Source organism: Bradyrhizobium canariense (assembly GCF_019402665.1).
In the GTDB taxonomy this organism is placed as follows: Bacteria; Pseudomonadota; Alphaproteobacteria; order Rhizobiales; family Xanthobacteraceae; genus Bradyrhizobium; species Bradyrhizobium canariense.
The window spans coordinates 21,643-40,079 of the sequence record NZ_VSST01000052.1 but is presented as its reverse complement, the minus strand read 5'-3'; the positions used below and the strand labels follow the sequence as shown (position 1 = coordinate 40,079).

Sequence of the window (18,437 nt, the reverse complement as noted above, 5' to 3'; positions counted from 1 at the left end):
TCCTCCGAACAATCGGCGCGCGGCGTGCCTTTTCGTGCAAGACTGTTTGGCCAAGACTGTCTGGTCAGACTGTTCGGAGAAGACGAGGTTCAATAGAACCGTTTGGAGGCAGGGATCATGAATGATCGGCGGTCTCTTCTGGTGGCGGTCTCCTGCCCCTCGGCGGTTCTCGCCGGCTGGCTGGCGCTCTCTTTGTCCGCCTACGCCCCTGCCCTGATCGAAAACAGCGGCGCCAATGCTTCTGCCGTCTCGCGCGCAAAAGATCTTGGTCGGCTCGACCTCGCCGACATCCCGCACGCTGCGGCCATCGAGGACGGCGTCGCCCTGACCGCGGATATCGCCGCCGCGGTCGCTGCGACACCAAGCGCGGTCACCGCTGAAGCGGCAGCGCCCGAGGCGCCAGTTCCGGCCATCAAGCTCGCCTCGGCCGACCCAGTGCTGATCTTGCCGACCGAAGCGCCACTCGCGCCGCAGATTTCGCCTGATCCGACACCAATCGCCAGCGAGGTTGCTCCGGCTCCGGCGCCGGAGCCCGTGGTAAAGCTCGCATCCGCCGATCCCACCGAGATCGTGACGACCGAGGCGCTGTCGCCCGCGACGATCGCGACCGGCCCCGCGCCCGCGGCGAGCAAGGCCTCGCCGTCTGCGGACACGACCGCGGTGCTCGACGAATGCTACGTCATGGAAGCCTGCATCGACCGCTATCTCTGGGCGCTCTACCAGCGCACGCCCAAGGAAGACTCGATCAAGGTCGAGGATCGCCGCGCCGTCACCGTCAAGCGCAAGGGCAAGATGGTGACCGTGATGCGCAGCTTCACGAAACTGGTCGACGAGGACTTTGGCTGGAAGGATCCGAAGGCGGCCGACCGCGCCGGCATGTCGATGATGGAATACGTCATCGGCGGCATGGACAAGAGTTTCAAGAAAAAGCTGTTTCGCACGTTGCTCGCGGCTGAGGCTGCCGGGCTTTCGCCGGGTATCACCAGCGCGTTCCGCGACGACTATCGCCAGTCGATCGCGAGCGGCTTGAAGGCCGCCTCCGACCGCTCCTATCACGGCGGCAGCACGCGCGGCGGCTACGGGCACGGCATGGCGGCCGACATCGTCAGCACCAAGGGCGACAACCGCGCGCAGCGCTGGGTCTCGACCGAGGTGCTGTGGAAGTGGGTCGATGCCAATGGCAAGGCGCTCGGCATCGGCCGACCCTATCTCGGCCGCGATCCCCCGCATGTCGGCCCGGTCGACGGTACGGAATATGTCTCGCGCCGAGGCACGTCGGACCGCAAGGAAGCCAACGTCAAGCCGAGGAAAGCGCGGGCCGTGGCAAGCGCAAAGCTGCCAAAGGCGAAGGCACAGGCGACGCGCGAGCAGAAGGTCCCCGCGAAGCCGCAGAAATCAGCGCAATCGGCCGCGAAGCGCGCGACCTGAGTATGACGGCTTACCGTCCCGGCGTCGGCAGCGGCACGAGCCGCATCTCGGCGGCGCCGGCCTCCTGCGTGCGCACCAGCACTGCAAAGATGGTTTCGACTGCGAGCCGCACCGCCGCCTCGGTCGCAGTGCCCTTGGCCAGATGCGCCGCGATCAGGCCGGTGAGGAGATCGCCGGTGCCTGAGGGGCGGATCGGCAGGCGCGGCGTCGCAAAGCGCGACAACTGACCGTCGGCGCACAGAATCGTTTCCACCTGCCCTTCCGCCGTATCAGTGAGCGTGCAACCGGTGGCGACCACGTCAATGCGGCCGGTCCCGGCCAGCGTCGCGCACGCAGCGCGCAGGCCCTGCGCATCTGCGATGTCGAGGCCTGCGAGCAGCCCGAACTCGAACTGGTTCGGCGTGGTCAGATTGGCGGCCGGCAGCAGCCGGTGCCGGACCACATCCAGGATGCCGTCCGCGACATAGACCCGGCCATCATCGCCGATCACGGGGTCGCAGAGATAAACCAACTTTGAATTGCGGGTCAGCGCCCGCTCGACGAAATCGGCAACGACAGCGGCATTGCCGGACGAACCGAGATAGCCGGTGACGAGGACCGCGGCCTCGTCGACGAGACCGCGCTCCTCGACACCTCTCAGCAGATCTGCAACGAGCTCGGTCTCCAGCACCCGCCCGCGCAGGGTCGGATAGCGCGGATGGTTCGACAGCAGCGTTGTCGGCACCGCCGCGACATTCACGCCCTCCGCCTGCATGGCATAGGCGGCGGCGCTGTTGCCGACATGGCCGTGGACCACCTGGCTTTGAATGGAGATAACGAGCATGAAAGAGGTCCGTAGGGTCAAATGCCGAAGGGCGCAAGAGTAGCCCGGATCACGAACCGTGATACCCAAGCCCGGGCCGCAAAGCCTGCATCTTCCGCGCCAGCCGCCGATGCCCGTTCTCCTCCGACCGCGCCAGCCGGTCCACGACCGCGACATGATCCACATCACTTTTGTGCTGGTTGAGCTTGGCCTGCCCCTCGACGGTATCCACCACGAGATCGATGACGCGGATCGCAGCCAGCATGCTCTCGCGCTTGCCGGGCTCCATCTGTGCGAGGTCCCAAGGTGCTTTTGGCAAGCGCGCTTCCGAGACCGCGAGTAGTGCATCGCCGTGCCTGCGGTTCACGTCGAGCCCGCGCAGATGCGCCACGCCCGACAAATGCACGGCCTCGTAAAGCCAGGTCGAGACGTTGTCGCGCGAAGAATACCAGTCGTTGGAGATATAGGCGTCGTCGCCGGCAACGATCAGCAGAAAGCGCCGTGCGCTATCCGCGAGCGGGACGAGCGGATTCCTGGCGGTGAGATGGATCTGGACGATCGCACGCCCCTCGCGCTGCTCCAGCACGAACGGCACATGCGAGGCGCGAGGGCCGCGCTCATCCGCCGCGACGATCATGCCGAAGCCGCGCTGGCTTGCGAATTCCAGCGCTTGCTGCTCCTCGATGCGGAATTGGGGGCGGAGGACATGCATGGCGGGGCGCTCGTCGACTGGCTGGAGGACAAACCGAGGCTAACTCATGATCCAGTCAAGTCGGAAACGATATTGGCCCGCAAACGCGGATGTCAGGAATGACTTCGCCGCCGCGCAAGCTCATCGATATAGGCGCAAAACATGTCGGCCATTGCGTTCGCATGACGCGCGATCTCCGCCTCGTTGCGCGGTGTCTCCGAGAACTGCTTGCCAACCTCGCTCAGCGTCGTCTTGATCAGCTCGCCGGCAAGCTCCCGCGTCGCATCCGGCGCCTCGGGCAAGGCCTCCCGCATGAAGGCCGCGACGATGCCCTTACCGGCGGCCCGCGCGTCGTGTGCTTCGGGCGCATCGCGATAGAGCGGCGCGGCGTCGCTGAGCGCCGTGCGGATCGCAGCCTCCTCGCACTCGGAGCGGATGAAGGCGCGGACCAGCGCGCGCAGTCGCACCAGTGGCGGTTTCGCCTGGTCCGCCAGGATGCCGCGCAAGAGTTCGCTCGTGCGCCGCCACTCCTCGCTCTGGAGGCGGAACAGGATCGCCGCCTTGTTCGGAAAATATTGATAGAGCGACCCGACGCTCACCCCGGCCCGCTCGGCCACCCGCGCCGTCGTGAAACGCTGCGCCCCCTCCTTGGCCAGGACCTGAACAGCCGCGTCCAGAATGGCCGCCACCAGGTCGTTCGAGCGGGCCTGCTGCGGCTGTTTTCGTGTGGAAACTGAACGGCTTCGGCGATCGGCCATGGCGCCCTCGAGCAATGCGAATAGCGAATGCGACGAATTAGTCGTATTTCCATTGTCACGCAAGCACTCGCCTCGCGGCGACATCTGGAGACGACACATGAGCATCCCGACCATCACATCACTTGCGCCACTGCTCGATCGTCTTTTCGACCAGGACGAAGCGGCGCGCGGCGCGATGCGAGCCGCCTTCGCCGATGTGACCGACGCCGACCGCGCACGGATGATGCGGAGCAAGACCGCTTACCGCGACCTCTACGGGCGGCTGAAGGACGCACCGCTCGCGGTCTCCCGCGAGACCGGTCACCTGCTTTACATGCTCGCACGCAGCTCCCGCGCCAAAGCGATCGTCGAGTTCGGCACCTCGTTCGGCATCTCGACCCTGCACCTTGCCGCGGGCTTGCGCGACAATGGCGGCGGCCGCCTCATCACCACCGAATTCGAACCGTCCAAGGCGGCCCGGGCGCGCGAGAACCTCGCGGCCGGCGGGCTGCTGGACCTCGTCGAAATCCGCGAAGGCGACGCGCTGGAGATGCTTCAAGTCGATCTGCCTGATACGATCGATCTCGTGCTGCTCGACGGCGCCAAGGCGCTCTACCCCGATATCCTGGATCTGGTCAAAGGCCATCTCCGGCCGGGCGCGATCATCGTCGCCGACAACGCCGACGACAGCCCCGACTATCTGGCGCGCATGCGCATGCCCGGAAACGGCTACATGTCCACGGCCTTGGCCGAGGACGTCGAACTCTCGGTGCGGATCAACTGACGCCCCGCCACATCGAGCAAGCGCGACCCCAATGGGCCGCCGCGCAACCATCGCGCGGCGGTGTCGTGCCGCGCTCCGCCGTGTCGCAGGCTCGTCACTGACACGTGATAGCTGGACCCGGGCAAACGTCATATTCCCCGCACCGCGCGGTATCTTTCTTTGCACAACACGCCCGAGCCCGTGATGACTTCCGCCTTCAATGCCTACGCAGCGCTTGCCCTCGCTATCGTCCTCGAGGTCACGGCGTCCGCCTTCCTCCAGCAATCCGTGCAATTCACGCGGCTGTGGCCGACACTGGCGATGGTGCTGTTCTATGTCGCGTCGTTCTACGCGCTGTCGGTCGCGATCCGGGTCATCCCCCTGAGCATCGCCTATGCGATCTGGGGCGGGGTCGGCATCATCCTGACTGCAACGGTCTCCTTCGTGCTGTTTCGCCAGATGCTCGACGCTGCGGCCTTCGTCGGCATCGCGCTGATCGTGTCCGGAGTCGTGGTCATCAACCTGTTCTCGGCGAGCACGGTGCATTGATGCCGGCAAGCACGGTGTTCACCGGCAGGCCTTGCTTCGCGACGCCCTGCAGCAGCCGGCTCCCGCCTACTGGCTTTGCGACGGCTTGGGAGCACGCGGCCCGGATCGCTTTGTGCCAGGCTTGGCCGCAGCTCGCGGGGACGCCGTATCGACGGATTCCAGATAGGCGGCAAGCGCCCTGGCTGTGTCCGAACTGGTTGCGTAATGGTCCTTCAGGAACCAGGACAGCGTCAGGTTGAAGCGCCCCTTGGCAAGGCCGCGGGGGCTGCGATGGCAGGTCGCGCAACCATCGGCGAAAAGCTTTTGCGGCGACTTGCCGGCATCGAGATTTTGCGCGGCGGAAAATGTCGTCGTCAGGACGGCCGCGGCTGCAAGAGTCACTAGGGGCGTGATCAGGTCGCGCCCCGGTCGAAAGTGCGAAATCAATGTCGTCCCCTGCCCCGTCTTGCGGTCAGGCCGCCAATAGCTGATCGAATTCGGGCGGCGCGTAGGCCTTGCCGTCCTGGTCGGTGATGACGACCTTCCACCCCTCGCTTGCCCAAACCTTCGCCTTCGCCACGATGAGCAAACGGCTCTCGCGGGCAAAACTGCACTTCTCGTTGTCGCGTTCTGCGACCATCTTGTAGGCCAATGCGCATCCCCTTGCGTTGCCCCTGCACCCGCTCTCGTCGTGGCAGCGGGCTTTGGCGGCAATTCGCCGGGAGCGTGGCAATTTGATGCCATCCAAGGCAGCATTGTGCCTGGTTCCGGCCGAACGATGGAGATGGATCGTGCGCCGCATCATGAATGCGATTCTGCTTGTAGCGGGCTGGCCTGGTGCGGGCTTGCTCGGCGTGACGCCGACAGCCGCGCAGACCTATGATCCGCGCCATCCCGTCTGCATCGAGATCTACACGATCGACGGCCGCAGCATCGATTGCAGTTTTGCGACAATCGCGCAGTGCGCCGCGACCGCCTCCGGGCAGTCCGCCCAGTGCTACGCCAATCCTTATGCCACGCCGAGCCGGCAGCTGAGCCCGGTTCCGTCGCCGCCGCGACGAAGCCGATAGCATCAGGTCTGCGCTCCGATCAGTGGACGCGAATGATATGGGGACGGCCGAGATCAATCAGCCCCTGCACCGCCGAGAGGCGGTCATCGAGGGCTGCGATGGTCAGCAACAAATTGTTGCGGCGTTCGTCGAGAAGGCCCATCTCGGCGCCGGAGAGTTTGGTGCTCGATCGCTCCTTGTGAATCACCTCGAGAGATTGGCGCAATCCGGCAATCAGGCCGGACAGCTGCTTGGCTTCCTTGGTCATCGACCGCTTCGCGACATTATGGCGGCGCGCCTCCGCTTGGTTCTGTCTCATCGTCGTCATCCTCCCGTGCCCCGCTGCCCCGAGTGGAATGCTTACAGCTTTGAGTAGACATATTACGATCGATGAAATCTGCCCGCGAAGAAGCTTCTTAAATTGTACGCGCACGGAACCCGGTCCGCCCCGAGCAGAAAGCCCGGCGCGAGGGCCGGGCTTTCTTTGGCAACTCTAGTGCTTTTGGTGCCCGCCACCGGGACCGCCGGCCGGCGCACCGCCGCCGTGCGGCGCGGCGTTGATGTGAGGAGCGCCGCCGCCACCGCCATGAGGCATCGCAGGCGCAGCCGCGCGCGGCGCCGGCATCTGGGCATGAGCGTTCATCGGGGAGCCGTGGCTCACATTGGGCTGGGCCACATGCGGCATCGCAGGCCGGCTTGCGGGAGCGGCTGAGACACGCGGCGCCTCGTGTGCGCGTGCCATCGGTTGCGCACGCACCGCTGCGCGGCTCGCGGCCTGCTCGTGCATGACGCGGGCCTGTGCATCGCGCGGATTGCGGCTCTGCAGATTGGTCCGCTCATGCGCGATGCGGTCGCTTCGTCCCGCGCGGGCCCGGTCCGTCGTCACCGCAGTCTCGCGCCTGGCGATCGCGGCGTCGTGCCGTGGAGTCGCGGCATCACGGCCCGAGACCGCGGCCGCGCCTCTAAGGCTTTCCTTCGCATTTTCCCTTGCACTTTGCTTGGCATTCGCACCGTTGTGCCCGAGTGCGACTGCCGCATCGCGCGTTGCCGCGCGGCCGATGCGAGCCGCGCGCGGATCGATCGTCATCCGCATCGCGTCGCGCTGATGCGAAGTCCAGTAGCTATTCCAGTGGGCATGCCGCCGATACCAGGGCCGCCCCTGATAATAGCTCGACCAGTACGAGGTCAGCACGAAGGGGACGATCGGCACGTCGATCTCGTCGACATAGTCTGGGAGATAGACGTAGTGATTGCGGTAGAGATATTCGAGATATTGCGACGACACCCAGCCGCGGTCATCCGAGAAGCTCACGTCGCACCAAGCGTTGCCGCGCAGGCAACCATGGATGTCGACGCGGGCGCCCTCGGGGATGCGATCGACCAGCGGAAAGCCCGGACCCGGCCCGGCGCGCAGGCCGGTCGAGACGGTGACCATGCCCGGTGCGGCCAGCGCGGCCGTCGGGGCAAGCAGCAATGCGGCTAACAACACGCTTCGGAATTTCATGGCGTAGTCCTCCTCTTTCGAGTCGGAACGCGCCAGCGGAACGGGCGTTCCGCGTACGAAGGTCTCATTCGTCGAAAGATCGAGACCGATGCCGCGCGCGGTTCAATATTCATTGGCTGTTCATCGACACCGCGCGCAGAGAGGGTGTGCGCTGCCGTCCCGTCAGTTCACTTGCTGCATAAAACCGTCGAAGTACGCAGCAAGCGCAGCAAAATCATCGAGCGGCAGCACGGTCGCGACATACTGATCCGGCCGCACCACGACCATGCAGCCGGCCTTGCGATCGATACCGCGCATGGTGAAAACGTCTTGACCATTCTTGAGGTCCGGACAGAACATCTTCTCGTAGTCGATCAGGCCGTACCGGCCCTTGCGCGGAAGCAGCAGCGCGGGCATCGCCTCCATGGCGAGCTCGCGATGATCCTGCTGGAAGACCGCCCGCAGGTCGATCACGCTGTCGATGTCGGCGGCCGCTGGCGTGTAACGCCGGACCGGCGACTCCCGGGCGTCGGAGAGAAAACTGCACAAGGCGCGAATGGCCGAGCCGGCTGCTGCCGGATCCTCAGCGCCGGAGAAAGCGTAGATGCGGAAGCGGCCATCCGCCGGCGCGGCGTGACCGAGATGCACCGGCTTGGCATCCGCAAGCCGGATCACCGGTGCGGAATGAAAGCGCGTGCCGATGACGAAGCCTTGCGCGAGATGCTGGTGGGACGTCGCTCCGGTCAGAACCGACGGGCGGTAATGCGTCGCCGTGCCCGCGGTGTAGCGACCGTGCCTCACGAAATAGTCCTGCGTCCTGGCGGCATCGGCGCCGCCGGCCTTGGCGGCGGACGCGAGAATTCCCGCCCATTCGCGGTCGAAATCGATCAGCTCTTTCGCAATCGCCTGGCGCTCGGCCGAATAGGAATGCAGCAGGCTCGGCGCAGACTGCTTCCGCAAAACGGCAGCGAGCTTCCAGCCGAGATTGAAGGCGTCCTGCATCGAGACGTTCATGCCCTGCCCCGCCTTCGGGCTGTGGGTGTGGCAGGCATCTCCGGCGATGAAGATCCGCGGCAGACGCGCTGCGATCTCGGTCTCCGGCACGTCGTCGAACTTGTCGGTCAGGCGCTGGCCGATCTCGTAGACCGACCACCACGCGATCTCCTTCACATCGAGCATATGCGGCTTCAGGATCCGCTGCGCCTTCGCGATCACGTCATCGGCGGTGATGTTGCGATTGGCGACGCGCTCGCCGACGTCGAGCTTGGCGAGCTCGACATAGAGGCGGACCATATAGCCGCCCTCGCGCGGAATGATCAGCAGGCTGCCGTCCTTCGCCGACTGGATCAGGGCCTTGAAGCGGATGTCGGGAAAATCGGTCACCGCCAGCACGTCCATGACGCCCCAGGCATGATTGGCGGAATCGCCGAGCAACTCGCGACCGATCGATTTGCGCACCATGCTGCGGGCGCCGTCGCAGCCGACGACGTAGCGCGCCTTGATCGTCTCTATCTTGCCCTCGTTCTCGGGGTCGACCCGTTCGAGCCGCGCCGTCACGGCATGGTCGGTGGGCCCCGCGGAGGGATGGACCTGAAGGTCCAGCAGGCGCCGGCTGTAATGGGGCTCGAGCCTTGCCGGCGCTTTGCGCATGACGTCGAGAAAACCGTCATGGATGCGCGCCTGGTTGAGAATGACGTGCGGGAATTCCGACAAACCGTCCTCGACGTCCTGCACCCGGCCGCTGCGGACGATGTTTTCCGGCATCCGCTCGTCCGGCTTCCAGAACGTGGTCTCGTTCACCCAACAAGCTTCCTTCAGGACGCGCTCGCTGAATCCGAAGGCGTGGAACATCTCCATGGTGCGGCATGCGATGCCATCGGCCTGCCCGACCAGCAAGCGATCCGGCTTCTGCTCGACGATGCAGGTCTTGATGTCAGCAAACTGCGCAAGCTGGGCAGCGAGCGTCAGGCCCGCAGGGCCACAGCCGACGATGAGGACATCGACCTCGTCAGGAACGCCCCCCGTTGCGCCCGAAGCCTGAATGCGCGCGGCGGGATCGGCGATTTCAGGGTCGCCCGGCTGAAATCCATTGAGATGGAATTGCATGAGCACCTCTCCCGGAAACGTTCTGTTTGGATATTGTTCAGTATGCTGACTATCAGTATACTTGTCAACGATCCCGGCCGTCCTGCCCCAACGGAGAAATTCGGTGAAAGACAACAACGACATGCCCGGACATCTGGCGCGCCGGTTCCAGCAGATCGCGGTGGCGGTGTTTTTGGCCGAGGTCGGCGATGCCGGATTCGACCTCACGCCGGTGCAATACGCCGCGCTCGCGACCATCAAGGCCAACCCGGGCCTCGACCAGGTGACGCTCGCAGGATTGATCGCCTACGACCGCACCACCATCACCGGCGTGATCGACCGCCTCGTGCAGAAGGGGCTCGCGGAGCGCCGCGCCTCGCGCCGCGACCGTCGTGCCCGCGAGCTCGAGATCACCGACGAAGGCCGCCGCACGCTGCGCAAGATCACGCCGGCCGTCGAATCCGCGCAACGCATCATGCTGCGCGGCCTCAGCGCGAAAGAAAGTGAGGATCTGATGCGGCTGTTGCACAAGGCCATCGCCGCCGGCAACGAGCTCAGCCGCGCCCCGCTGCGCGAAGCGCAGGCCTAACCCCCGTAATTGTACCGGTCGTTGTCGCAATGTCGCGAAACCTGGAACTAACCTTCGGCTGTTAGGGTCCGCCGCATTCGGCGTTTAACGCGCGATTAACTTTGCCGGTCTGGAGTTTCGGATGTTCAGGTTCCTCATTGCGGCGGCGGCCATCGCGCTCTCGACCGCTCCGGCGCTCGCGAATGGCCATGGCGGCGGCGATGCCCCTCCTCCGCCGAAGCCCGCGACCTCACCGGCGAAAGTCATCCTGACCAAGCAGGGCCCCACGCTCGTCGACCTCAACGGCATGACGCTCTACTATTACGAGCGCGATACCACCGGCAAGACGTCGAACTGCAACGGCAAATGTGTCGAGAGCTGGGTGCCGCTGCCCGCAACGGCCGATGCCAAGGCGGTCGGCGACTTCACCGTGATCAACCGTAACGACGGCAGCAAGATGTGGGCATATCGCTATCGCCCGCTCTACACCTCGCCGGCCGACAAGGCGCCGGGCGAGGCCAATGGCAATGCCACGACGCTGCAATGGCGCATTGCCCGTCCCGAGAATTAGGGCGACCTACCCGCGCCAGCTGGGCTGCGCTTCGACTTGCGCGTTCTGTCCGGGCGGCAGCACCACGACCGTTGAATTGAGCTTCACCCGGTCATAGAGATCGATCACGTCCTCGTTGCGCATCCGGATGCATCCGGACGAGATCGCCTGCCCGATATATTCCGGCTGGTTGGTGCCGTGGATGCGGTAGAGCGTGTCCTTGTTGCCGGCATAGAGATAGATGCCGCGCGCACCCAGGGGATTGGCGGGACCGCCGGGCACGCGCGCCGGATAGGGTCCGAGCCGCGCCTGGATGTCCGCCGTCGGAACCCAGTCCGGCCACTCCGCTAGACGACCGACCCGCGCGACACCGGAGAACGCCATGGCTTCCTCGCCGACCGCAACGCCGTAGCGAATCGCCTTGCCGTCGGGCAGCACGAAATAGAGATAGCGCGCATCGGTATCGACCAGAATCGTGCCCGGCTGCTCCTTGCGCGGATAATCGACGATATGACGAAGATATTGCTCGGGCACGTTCGCTTGCGCGTACGGCGTATGCGCGAGTAACTGCCGGTCGCGCGGCGTCATGCTCGCGTCCGTCGATGGCGAAAGCGTTGTCTGCATGCAGCCGCCCAATGGAAGCATGGCAACAACGAATAGAACGAATAAGGATCTTGGCACCGCCGGCCCCGATAGCGATAGCAGCACCCCCAGCAACACCAGATGCTGCCAAAATCGTGCTGAAAACAAGGCATTGTGGAACACGTACGCGTGTTTTCTGAGGCGGGTTCCATCACCACAAAGGGCGCAAGAGCGTCGCACAGTCTCCATCCCCTCGCCTTGCTTTGGTCAAACCCGGCTGGACTCGTGCGTCATGGCTTGGGCCTCGGGGAATTGGACGGGCTCACCTCAACGGATCTGCTCGCGCGAATGCGGACGGCCAACACTTCAACTACTCAACGCCCGGGCTTCAAAACACCCGGGCTTCAAAGGAGCTGCGATGCTCGCGACGCTGAACTCTCGGCAAATCGTCGATGAGATCGTGAAGGACACGGTCACGAACAACGACCCGCACGACGCGGTGCAGATTTCGCCTGACATTGTGCTGGCCTCGCGCCCTCTCAGCGTCGCGCCCGCGCTCGCGCCTGAGATCACGGCCCGCCCGGAACCCAAAATAGATCCGGCGTTCACGCTGAAGTCCAGAATGAATCCGGAGCCGAAGTTCAGTCCCGTCGCGGAGCCGCAGGCGGCAGCGCCCTCGGTCGACACTGCCGTGCGCGTCGCGGCCGGTGATGGTCTCAGCCGGCAGAAGCGCTCCTCGGCTGGCAAATGGCTGCGCGGCGCGTTCGTCACGATGCTGTTTGCGGGCGGAAGTGCGGCCGCCACTATCGCTTGGGAGAAACACGGCGACACCGCAAGACAGATGCTCGCCGAATGGACGCCGGTATTGGCGTCGCTGCTGCCTTCGACCTCGCAGACGGCACCGGTCGCCGCCGCGCAGGCCGCGCCACCTGCGGACCAGGCCGCAACGGATCAGGCCGCAACGGATCAACCGACAGATCAATCTGCGGCTCCGCCCGCAACCCAGGTTGCAGCAGCGGTGCCCACGGCAACACAATCCGATCCTGCACAATCGGTGCAGTCGATGACGCGCGATCTCGCCGCGATGGCGCAACAGATCGAGCAGCTCAAGGCTAACATCGCCGAGTTGAAGGCCGGGCAGGAGCAGATGGCACGCGAGATGACGAAGCCGCCCGCGCCGAAGCCGGTGGCCGATGCGAAGCCGCGCGTCGATCCGCGCGCGCAAATGTCCGTGCTGCCGCCGCGGCCTGCGACGGCGCCGGTTCGCAAACCGAAGCCGGTCGTGTCGCACACCTACATGCCGGCTTATTCGCCCGCGCCGCTCGCTCCGCCGCCGCCGTCGCAGGCTGCCGCGGTCCCACCGCCAGCTGCACCTGTGACGACGACGCAAGCCGTTGCCGACGACGATGGACCTGTCGTGCGCCCGCCAATGCCGCTGCGCTGAACCATCGTCACGCGACGACGCGAAAGCGTCGCGCCAGGGACGCTGTCCGAGTCGATGTGATGCGTTGAGTCCGGGTGACTACGGGAAGCGATGCTTCCATAGTTTTCCATCAAGAGAAAAGGCCGTCGGGATCTATGCCGGCGGCCTTCTCTTGCAGCTGCCGGTTCCCGGAGCCCGGTTCTGCTGCAATTCCATGCCTGATGATCACGCCGACATATTTAATAAAATCTTAACACGCTTGAATGCTGCACATCATTTCTGCGCCATAAGCACAGAGATTGCGCGCGCCTTTCATTCGATAAACATCGACTCAGTGGTACCATCAGTCATGTGTTGAAAGCCGAAGCTCAATTCGTCACACCGGGGAATTCGGATGCCTTACTATTCCTTCGATCTCGTGGTTGGTGAAGAGTTCAAGAACCAGGGCGGTATCATCCTCGAAGACATCGAGGTCGCCTCCGATCGCGCCGTCCAACTGGCCACCGAGCTGTCGCAGGTGAAGCCCGAGTTGCAAAGCAAGGGTTGCGCTGTGCGCGTCACCGACCGCGATCACAAAGAGGTCTATCGCACGCCGCTTGATCCGGTGCCGGCCTGGCGGCGCTAGCTCGCCGGCCGTCTTCGCGGCCGCACGCTATCCCCATTGCGGAGCGGCGCGGCAGCCGCTAGCCTTCCCGAAAATTCGGGGAGGTACCAAGGATGCGGACTGGTTTTCTGATGACGGCCCTGTTGCTGCTGGCGGCGCCGGCCCAGGCGGCCGACCATCCACGTTCGACCTATGTCACCTTGGTCTTGCAGGCCTTCGCCGCCAAGGTCGAATGTCCGGGCACCGATATCGTCTACCAGGATCTGGTGCAGAAGGCGGAGCAGATGCAGCTGCCCGAAGGCACCACCGAGAAGGTCCGCAAGGCGATCGCCTGGATGCACACCGGCGGCAAGTTGGGCGAGAAGCAGGACGACGATCTGATGGCCGAGGTCGCGGTGGCCACCCAGGCGACCGACCTCAACCAACGCCGCCTCGGCATGCCCAGCTGGTGCGAGGCCCAGAAGACCAACCTCGCCGGCCTGATCCGCAGCAAGGGCGGTTAGCGCTCATCGCGCGGCGTTAAGCACGCTGTGCCGGAACTTTTGCTTCGGCCAATAATCGTCACAATCCTCGCCAGCATGCGGCTCTCTTCGAATTCGAACAGGGGAGCCCCATGCGGATCAACCATGTCCTCCTTACCGTCGCGTTTGCCCTCGCAACGGTGACGACCGCGCCCGTGCTGGCGAAGAATTCCGACGCCCAGAAGGGCGAGGACAAATCGACCTCGTCCTCATCGTGTAGCGCCTATCAGCAGGCGCCGGACGGCTCGTGGGAGCCGCTCCCCTGCAAGGAGACCGGCGAGCGCTCACAGCCGCAGACGCAGCATCGCACGTCGCCGCAGGGCGCCGACCGCGGGGAGCGTTGAAGGCGGGGAACCTTGACGCGCGAGGGTGTCAGCTCTGGTGCGGACCGCGGATGATCTTCATCGCGTCGGCGATGTGACGCCACTCTTTGGCCTCATCGCCCTCGCCGCGGCCCTCACAAGCCCTGGCCTGTTCGGCGGCCTTCGCGATCGCAGCAAAACCATGCTGTTCCAGCATCTGGCGCGCGACGGTGTGGACCTGGACCTCGGTCATCATGGGCGTTCTCCCGTTTGACGAAACCGCGGTGCATCGCGCCGCCGCGGGTTTTCACAACGATTGAGCCCTGACCTCGTTCCGCAGCGTTCCCGTCGGCGCGCAAAAGGCGGCCCGCTATGCCCAGCGGACCGCCTTTTCACCCACCCCAAATTTGAAGCGTCGCGGCCGAGGTCCCTAGCCGGCCGCCGCGCGCTTGCGCTCGAAATCGTTGGGCACCTCGATATCGACCTCGAGGGTCGAGACCTCGTCGCCGCGATCGAGCCGGACGATGACCTTGGTCGGGTCCAGCGTGACGTGCCTGGAAACGACCGCGAGGATTTCCTCACGCAGCACACCGAGCAGGTCGGGCTGGCCGCGCAGTCCGCGTTCATGGGCAAGCAGGATCTGCAACCGTTCGCGTGCGACGGGTGCAGAGGCCTTGTTGCCGCGGAGAAGCCGAAGCAGACCCATGCTCATGCGGCCCTCCGTCGCAGCAGGCGGTCCATGAAGCCCTTGCGCTCGGTCGGCACCTGCATCGGCACGGTGTCGCCGCACAGCCGGCGGGCGGCGTCGATATAGGCCCGCGCCGGTGCGCCTTCCGCGTTCGACAGCGTCACGGGCGTGCCGACGTTGGAGGCGCGCAGCACGTCCTGGCTCTCCGGGATGATGCCGAGCAACGGTGTTGCAAGAATTTCGAGAATGTCCTCGATGGTCAGCATCTCGCCGCGCGCCGCGCGCGAGGGATCATAGCGGGTAATGAGAATGTGCTTCTCGACCCGCTCGCCCTTCTCGGCCCGCACCGTCTTCGAATCGAGCATGCCGATGATGCGATCGGAATCGCGCACCGAGGAGACTTCGGGATTGGTGACGATCACGGCTTCGTCGGCAAAGCGCATCGCCATGGAGGCGCCGCGTTCGATGCCGGCCGGGCTGTCGCAGATCACCCAGTCGAAACGGCTGCGCAGATCATCGATGACCTTGCCCACGCCCTCTTCGGTCAGCGCGTCCTTGTCGCGGGTTTGCGAGGCCGGCAGCAGCCAGAGGTTCTCCAACCGCTTGTCCTTGATCAGGGCCTGCGGCAGCTTTGCGACGCCCTGCACCACGTTGATGAGATCGAACACGACGCGGCGTTCGGCTCCCATCACGAGGTCAAGGTTGCGCAAGCCGACGTCGAAATCGACGACCACGACCTTTTCGCCGCGTTGCGCGAGCGCAGCCCCCAGTGCGGCGGTCGTCGTGGTCTTGCCGACGCCCCCCTTGCCTGACGTCACGACCAGTACCTTGGCCATCTCTGAAATCTCCTTCTGGTCAGTTCAGCGCAGTAATTCGCATGGTGTTGCCCTGGAGCCAGGCCTGAGCCGGCTTGCCGCGCAGGGCCGCGTCGATATCGTCGGCGGTCTGGTAAAAGCCATCGATTGCAAGCAGTTCGGCCTCGATCTTCTGACAATAGATGCGTGCGCTCGTGTGACCGTTCACGCCCGCCATGGCGCGGCCGCGTAGCGCGCCGTAGATGTGGATGGAGCCGCCGGCGACGACTTCGGCGCCGGAGCCGACCGAGCCGAGAATGGTGACGTCGCCTTCGGGGAAGATCACAGTCTGGCCCGACCGAACGGGGCTTTCGAGCAGCAAGGAGGTCGGCTTGGTCTCGACCTTCGCCTCAACCTTCTTGGGAGCGCTCGGTTCGATGACGCAGCTCCGCCCGCCCGAAAGCAGCGGCGGCATCATGGGGGTCAACCGGCCCTCCTCCACGCCCTCGATCCCGAGCACGCGAATGTTGCGGTCCTGAAGGCTGGTGAGCAGATGCCCGATGCCGGACTGGCTGAGATCGACCGAGGACAGGTCGATCACCACGGGGCGACCGGCAAAGAAGCCCGGCGAGCGCGCGATGGTGGTGTCGATCTCCTGCAGCCAGTCCTGGATGGGAACCGTCGGCACGAACACGAAGGCCACATAGGAGCGCCCGCGCAGGCGAACCATTTGGCGTTGAGGTTTTACTGCAGCCTCCATAGCGGCCGACTCGTTCCCTGTTATTGAATGGTTAACGATGCCGCCGATATGGTTAATGGCCGGTTAATTTCTCCGTGGGGTTACGTGCCCGTCCCAACTGTCATCGCCCGCGAAAGCGGGCGATCCAGTACTCCGAGACGGTTGTGGGTCAATCGACAGGGCGCGGCGTACTGGATGCCCCGCTTTCGCGGGGCATGACACCGGTGTGTGGGGCGGCGCGACGGCTCTTCGCCCCCTACTTCTTCACCTTGCTCGCATCCATCTTGACGGCGGGATCGAGCATCTTGGTCGTGAACGCCGTCGTGACGTCGAACGGCTTTTCCATGCCGAGATAGGTCTGGACCAGTTCGTAGTCCTTCTTCATCCGCTCGCCGTCGATCCAGCCGAGCGCCTTCGTCGTGGTGAACTCATCCGTCATCAAAAACTTGATGCGCTCCCACTGGCGCTCCTGGTTCTCCTTGTCGAGACCGGAGACCTGGTCGAGCAACGCCTTCAGGCAGGGTGCGGCGTCGGCGACGCAGGTCGCAAAGGCCTTTTGCGTGACGCGCACGAACTCCTCGACCAGCTTGGGATTCTTCTGCAGATAGCCGCCGTTGACGATCAGCGAATTGCCGTAAGGGTTGAGCCCGATGTCCTTCCAGTTGACGTAGCCGAGATCGCTTCCGAACTCGATCACCTTCAAATCGTGCTCGTTGTAGAAGTCGCTGATGATGTCGACGGTATGGCTCTTCAGCGCGGCGATCTTCGCGGTCGGCCCGACATTGACGAAGCCGACAGAGTCGGGTGCAAGCCCTGCAGCCTTGGCGAAAGCCGGCCACATCACGCGCGAGGCGTCCCCGGGCGGATTGCCGATCTTGTGGCCGGCAAAATCCTTCACCCCGTTCACGCCGTAGCTCTTCAGCCAGTAGAAGGTCTGGCCGGTGTTGGCGTAGACGCTCATTACGGCAACAGCGTCAGCGCCCTTGCTCTTCGCCACCAGCATGGTGGCGAGATCGGCGACGCCGAAGGGCGAGCCACCGGAGCCGACCTTTGCGGCGGAGACGCCGGAGCCCTTGCCGACCTCGATGGTCAGATCGATGCCCGCCTTCTCGTACCAGCCTTGCGCCTTGGCGTAATAATAGGGCGAGTGATCGGCCGTCGGCGCCCAGTTCAGGATCAGATTGACCGCTTCGCCCGCGGTCGCGGGCACGACTGGTGATCCGAGCATCAGGGCCACAGCCAGGGCCGAGCCCGCCGCCTGCAAACGCTTCATCGCATCTCTCCTCGTTGCCCGCGACCCGGCTTGTCGCTCTCCCCCTGTGAGGATACCAATGCAACAAGGCCGCCCTCAACTTGTCAACTGTTTGGTTGGAAATGCCCGCAAAACGTTCAGGCGACACCGTGCCGCAGCGGCGCGACCCGGTCGCCACACGCAAGAAGCTGCTCACCGCGGCGCGCGAGGAGTTCGCCCGGCACGGCTTTGCCGGCGCCCGCGTCGACGAGATCGCGGAGCGCGCCGGCGTCAACAAGCAGCTCGTCTACCATTATTTCGGCGACAAGGACGCGCTCTATCTCGCCGTGCTCGAATGGGTTTACGCCGATATCCGCGAGCAGGAACGCCAGCTCAATCTCGAAGGCCTGCCGCCGGAAAAGGCGATCCGGAAACTGATCGAAGCCTCGTTCGATTATCTGGCGACGAACCCCGATTTCATCGTGCTTCTGAACGACGAGAACCGTGGCGGTGCCCGCCACGTCCGCGGCTCGACGCGGCTGGAGGCGATGCATTCGCCGCTGGTGAAGAGCGTGTCCCACATCCTTCACGAGGGCGTCCGCGCCGGAATGTTCCGCAAGGGAATCGACCCGATCCAGCTCTATATCTCCATCGCGGGCCTCAGCTATTTTTATCTCTCCAACACACCGACGCTCTCGGCGATCTTCGGCAAGGACCTGTCGAGCCGGGCCGCGCGCCGCGCCCGCCGTCGGCACGTCGCCGATCTCGTGCTGCATTCGCTCCGGCCATAATCAACCAACTGGTTGAAACTTCCCTCAGGGACGGTTAGGCTCGCGACCAGCGGCAAGGTGGCCGCTGGCAACAGGGAG

25 protein-coding genes are annotated in these 18,437 nt (G+C 64.6%); 11 read left to right on the top strand and 14 right to left on the bottom strand.

From position 1 onward, the window contains the following. Positions 1-117 precede the first annotated feature (117 nt). Positions 118-1,428, top strand: a complete 1,311-nt coding sequence (locus FXB41_RS27160; RefSeq protein WP_219683911.1) for a M15 family metallopeptidase domain-containing protein — start codon at positions 118-120, stop codon at positions 1,426-1,428. A gap of 10 nt (positions 1,429-1,438) precedes the next feature. Here FXB41_RS27160 and pdxY read toward each other — a convergent pair whose 3' ends face one another. From pdxY to FXB41_RS27145, 3 genes are all read right to left on the bottom strand, one after another. Continuing rightward, entirely contained in the window at positions 1,439-2,251 is an 813-nt protein-coding gene (gene pdxY / locus FXB41_RS27155) for a pyridoxal kinase (protein ID WP_219683910.1), read from the bottom strand. A gap of 49 nt (positions 2,252-2,300) precedes the next feature. Next, positions 2,301-2,942 (bottom strand): FMN-binding negative transcriptional regulator, encoded by a 642-nt coding sequence (locus FXB41_RS27150; RefSeq protein ID WP_219683909.1) that lies wholly within the window; start codon positions 2,940-2,942, stop codon positions 2,301-2,303. A gap of 92 nt (positions 2,943-3,034) precedes the next feature. Next, complete coding sequence (locus FXB41_RS27145; RefSeq protein ID WP_219683934.1) at positions 3,035-3,679, bottom strand: TetR/AcrR family transcriptional regulator; 645 nt, start codon at positions 3,677-3,679, stop codon at positions 3,035-3,037. Positions 3,680-3,776: 97 nt separating this feature from the next. Here FXB41_RS27145 and FXB41_RS27140 point away from each other — a divergent pair, with 97 nt between their 5' ends. Both FXB41_RS27140 and FXB41_RS27135 read left to right on the top strand, forming a co-directional pair. Beyond that, positions 3,777-4,442, top strand: coding sequence for an O-methyltransferase (locus FXB41_RS27140; protein WP_219683908.1), 666 nt, complete (start codon positions 3,777-3,779; stop codon positions 4,440-4,442). Positions 4,443-4,625: 183 nt separating this feature from the next. Continuing rightward, entirely contained in the window at positions 4,626-4,970 is a 345-nt protein-coding gene (locus FXB41_RS27135; protein ID WP_007591712.1) for a DMT family transporter, read from the top strand. Positions 4,971-5,036: 66 nt separating this feature from the next. Here FXB41_RS27135 and FXB41_RS27130 read toward each other — a convergent pair whose 3' ends face one another. Together FXB41_RS27130 and FXB41_RS27125 are read right to left on the bottom strand one after the other, a co-directional pair. Continuing rightward, positions 5,037-5,396, bottom strand: coding sequence for a hypothetical protein (locus FXB41_RS27130; RefSeq protein ID WP_245285862.1), 360 nt, complete (start codon positions 5,394-5,396; stop codon positions 5,037-5,039). A gap of 25 nt (positions 5,397-5,421) precedes the next feature. After that, positions 5,422-5,601: a hypothetical protein gene (locus FXB41_RS27125; RefSeq protein ID WP_035992796.1), complete on the bottom strand. Its 180-nt coding sequence runs from the start codon at positions 5,599-5,601 to the stop codon at positions 5,422-5,424. A 139-nt stretch (positions 5,602-5,740) separates the two neighbouring features. On the opposite strand from FXB41_RS27125, the gene FXB41_RS27120 reads away from it, so the two are divergent. After that, complete coding sequence (locus tag FXB41_RS27120) at positions 5,741-6,019, top strand: DUF3551 domain-containing protein (protein ID WP_007591714.1); 279 nt, start codon at positions 5,741-5,743, stop codon at positions 6,017-6,019. 19 nt (positions 6,020-6,038) lie between these two features. Here the strand turns inward: FXB41_RS27120 and FXB41_RS27115 are convergent, their stop codons facing one another. The 3 genes from FXB41_RS27115 to FXB41_RS27105 all read right to left on the bottom strand — a co-directional run bounded on the left by FXB41_RS27115 (position 6,039) and on the right by FXB41_RS27105 (position 9,587). After that, positions 6,039-6,317 carry a hypothetical protein gene (locus FXB41_RS27115; protein ID WP_007591715.1) on the bottom strand — a complete coding sequence of 93 codons (279 nt, stop codon included), beginning with the start codon at positions 6,315-6,317 and terminating at the stop codon, positions 6,039-6,041. Positions 6,318-6,491: 174 nt separating this feature from the next. After that, positions 6,492-7,502 (bottom strand): SH3 domain-containing protein, encoded by a 1,011-nt coding sequence (locus tag FXB41_RS27110; protein ID WP_219683907.1) that lies wholly within the window; start codon positions 7,500-7,502, stop codon positions 6,492-6,494. Between the two features lie 162 nt (positions 7,503-7,664). Next, complete coding sequence (locus FXB41_RS27105) at positions 7,665-9,587, bottom strand: FAD-binding monooxygenase (RefSeq protein ID WP_219683906.1); 1,923 nt, start codon at positions 9,585-9,587, stop codon at positions 7,665-7,667. 103 nt (positions 9,588-9,690) lie between these two features. On the opposite strand from FXB41_RS27105, the gene FXB41_RS27100 reads away from it, so the two are divergent. Continuing rightward, on the top strand, positions 9,691-10,155 hold the full coding sequence (locus tag FXB41_RS27100; RefSeq protein ID WP_007591720.1) for a MarR family winged helix-turn-helix transcriptional regulator: 465 nt from the start codon (positions 9,691-9,693) through the stop codon (positions 10,153-10,155). A 121-nt stretch (positions 10,156-10,276) separates the two neighbouring features. Next, positions 10,277-10,705: a COG4315 family predicted lipoprotein gene (locus tag FXB41_RS27095; RefSeq protein ID WP_007591722.1), complete on the top strand. Its 429-nt coding sequence runs from the start codon at positions 10,277-10,279 to the stop codon at positions 10,703-10,705. 6 nt (positions 10,706-10,711) lie between these two features. On the opposite strand, the gene FXB41_RS27090 is transcribed toward FXB41_RS27095, so the two are convergent. Continuing rightward, on the bottom strand, positions 10,712-11,329 hold the full coding sequence (locus FXB41_RS27090) for a L,D-transpeptidase (RefSeq protein ID WP_198288227.1): 618 nt from the start codon (positions 11,327-11,329) through the stop codon (positions 10,712-10,714). A 355-nt stretch (positions 11,330-11,684) separates the two neighbouring features. On the opposite strand from FXB41_RS27090, the gene FXB41_RS27085 reads away from it, so the two are divergent. The 4 genes from FXB41_RS27085 (at position 11,685) to FXB41_RS27070 (ending at position 14,158) form a co-directional block, all read left to right on the top strand. Beyond that, positions 11,685-12,710 (top strand): hypothetical protein, encoded by a 1,026-nt coding sequence (locus tag FXB41_RS27085; RefSeq protein ID WP_007591726.1) that lies wholly within the window; start codon positions 11,685-11,687, stop codon positions 12,708-12,710. A gap of 373 nt (positions 12,711-13,083) precedes the next feature. Further along, positions 13,084-13,314, top strand: a complete 231-nt coding sequence (locus FXB41_RS27080) for a DUF6894 family protein (RefSeq protein WP_007591727.1) — start codon at positions 13,084-13,086, stop codon at positions 13,312-13,314. Positions 13,315-13,406: 92 nt separating this feature from the next. After that, entirely contained in the window at positions 13,407-13,796 is a 390-nt protein-coding gene (locus FXB41_RS27075; RefSeq protein WP_007591729.1) for a hypothetical protein, read from the top strand. 110 nt (positions 13,797-13,906) lie between these two features. Next, positions 13,907-14,158: a hypothetical protein gene (locus FXB41_RS27070; protein ID WP_007591737.1), complete on the top strand. Its 252-nt coding sequence runs from the start codon at positions 13,907-13,909 to the stop codon at positions 14,156-14,158. Positions 14,159-14,186: 28 nt separating this feature from the next. On the opposite strand, the gene FXB41_RS27065 is transcribed toward FXB41_RS27070, so the two are convergent. The 5 genes from FXB41_RS27065 to FXB41_RS27045 all read right to left on the bottom strand — a co-directional run bounded on the left by FXB41_RS27065 (position 14,187) and on the right by FXB41_RS27045 (position 17,610). Continuing rightward, positions 14,187-14,372 (bottom strand): hypothetical protein, encoded by a 186-nt coding sequence (locus FXB41_RS27065; protein ID WP_219683905.1) that lies wholly within the window; start codon positions 14,370-14,372, stop codon positions 14,187-14,189. A gap of 174 nt (positions 14,373-14,546) precedes the next feature. Then, entirely contained in the window at positions 14,547-14,828 is a 282-nt protein-coding gene (gene minE / locus FXB41_RS27060; RefSeq protein ID WP_007591739.1) for a cell division topological specificity factor MinE, read from the bottom strand. Continuing rightward, the gene (gene minD / locus FXB41_RS27055) at positions 14,825-15,640 is read right to left on the bottom strand and encodes a septum site-determining protein MinD (RefSeq protein ID WP_007591740.1); all 816 of its coding nucleotides are present in this window, start codon (positions 15,638-15,640) and stop codon (positions 14,825-14,827) included. The genes minE and minD overlap by 4 nt, the downstream gene beginning before the upstream one ends. A gap of 19 nt (positions 15,641-15,659) precedes the next feature. Continuing rightward, positions 15,660-16,358, bottom strand: coding sequence for a septum site-determining protein MinC (gene minC / locus FXB41_RS27050; protein ID WP_007591741.1), 699 nt, complete (start codon positions 16,356-16,358; stop codon positions 15,660-15,662). Positions 16,359-16,593: 235 nt separating this feature from the next. Further along, the gene (locus tag FXB41_RS27045; protein WP_007591742.1) at positions 16,594-17,610 is read right to left on the bottom strand and encodes an ABC transporter substrate-binding protein; all 1,017 of its coding nucleotides are present in this window, start codon (positions 17,608-17,610) and stop codon (positions 16,594-16,596) included. Between the two features lie 101 nt (positions 17,611-17,711). Between FXB41_RS27045 and FXB41_RS27040 the strand changes: the two genes are divergently transcribed. Next, positions 17,712-18,359 (top strand): TetR/AcrR family transcriptional regulator, encoded by a 648-nt coding sequence (locus tag FXB41_RS27040; RefSeq protein WP_007591743.1) that lies wholly within the window; start codon positions 17,712-17,714, stop codon positions 18,357-18,359. The last annotated feature ends 78 nt before the right edge of the window (positions 18,360-18,437 follow it).

Bases quoted from the DNA above. Each gene is read 5' to 3' on its own strand.
- FXB41_RS27145 (WP_219683934.1), bottom strand. From the start codon at position 3,679: ATGGCCGATCGCCGAAGCCGTTCAGTTTCCACACGAAAACAGCCGCAG.
- FXB41_RS27065 (WP_219683905.1), bottom strand. From the start codon at position 14,372: ATGATGACCGAGGTCCAGGTCCACACCGTCGCGCGCCAGATGCTGGAA.
- minE (WP_007591739.1), bottom strand. From the start codon at position 14,828: ATGAGCATGGGTCTGCTTCGGCTTCTCCGCGGCAACAAGGCCTCTGCA.
- FXB41_RS27085 (WP_007591726.1), top strand. From the start codon at position 11,685: ATGCTCGCGACGCTGAACTCTCGGCAAATCGTCGATGAGATCGTGAAG.
- FXB41_RS27110 (WP_219683907.1), bottom strand. From the start codon at position 7,502: ATGAAATTCCGAAGCGTGTTGTTAGCCGCATTGCTGCTTGCCCCGACG.
- FXB41_RS27090 (WP_198288227.1), bottom strand. From the start codon at position 11,329: ATGCTTCCATTGGGCGGCTGCATGCAGACAACGCTTTCGCCATCGACG.
- FXB41_RS27070 (WP_007591737.1), top strand. From the start codon at position 13,907: ATGCGGATCAACCATGTCCTCCTTACCGTCGCGTTTGCCCTCGCAACG.
- FXB41_RS27075 (WP_007591729.1), top strand. From the start codon at position 13,407: ATGCGGACTGGTTTTCTGATGACGGCCCTGTTGCTGCTGGCGGCGCCG.
- FXB41_RS27105 (WP_219683906.1), bottom strand. From the start codon at position 9,587: ATGCAATTCCATCTCAATGGATTTCAGCCGGGCGACCCTGAAATCGCC.
- minD (WP_007591740.1), bottom strand. From the start codon at position 15,640: ATGGCCAAGGTACTGGTCGTGACGTCAGGCAAGGGGGGCGTCGGCAAG.
- pdxY (WP_219683910.1), bottom strand. From the start codon at position 2,251: ATGCTCGTTATCTCCATTCAAAGCCAGGTGGTCCACGGCCATGTCGGC.
- FXB41_RS27150 (WP_219683909.1), bottom strand. From the start codon at position 2,942: ATGCATGTCCTCCGCCCCCAATTCCGCATCGAGGAGCAGCAAGCGCTG.
- FXB41_RS27095 (WP_007591722.1), top strand. From the start codon at position 10,277: ATGTTCAGGTTCCTCATTGCGGCGGCGGCCATCGCGCTCTCGACCGCT.
- FXB41_RS27160 (WP_219683911.1), top strand. From the start codon at position 118: ATGAATGATCGGCGGTCTCTTCTGGTGGCGGTCTCCTGCCCCTCGGCG.
- minC (WP_007591741.1), bottom strand. From the start codon at position 16,358: ATGGAGGCTGCAGTAAAACCTCAACGCCAAATGGTTCGCCTGCGCGGG.
- FXB41_RS27135 (WP_007591712.1), top strand. From the start codon at position 4,626: ATGACTTCCGCCTTCAATGCCTACGCAGCGCTTGCCCTCGCTATCGTC.
- FXB41_RS27040 (WP_007591743.1), top strand. From the start codon at position 17,712: ATGCCCGCAAAACGTTCAGGCGACACCGTGCCGCAGCGGCGCGACCCG.
- FXB41_RS27115 (WP_007591715.1), bottom strand. From the start codon at position 6,317: ATGAGACAGAACCAAGCGGAGGCGCGCCGCCATAATGTCGCGAAGCGG.
- FXB41_RS27140 (WP_219683908.1), top strand. From the start codon at position 3,777: ATGAGCATCCCGACCATCACATCACTTGCGCCACTGCTCGATCGTCTT.
- FXB41_RS27080 (WP_007591727.1), top strand. From the start codon at position 13,084: ATGCCTTACTATTCCTTCGATCTCGTGGTTGGTGAAGAGTTCAAGAAC.
- FXB41_RS27045 (WP_007591742.1), bottom strand. From the start codon at position 17,610: ATGAAGCGTTTGCAGGCGGCGGGCTCGGCCCTGGCTGTGGCCCTGATG.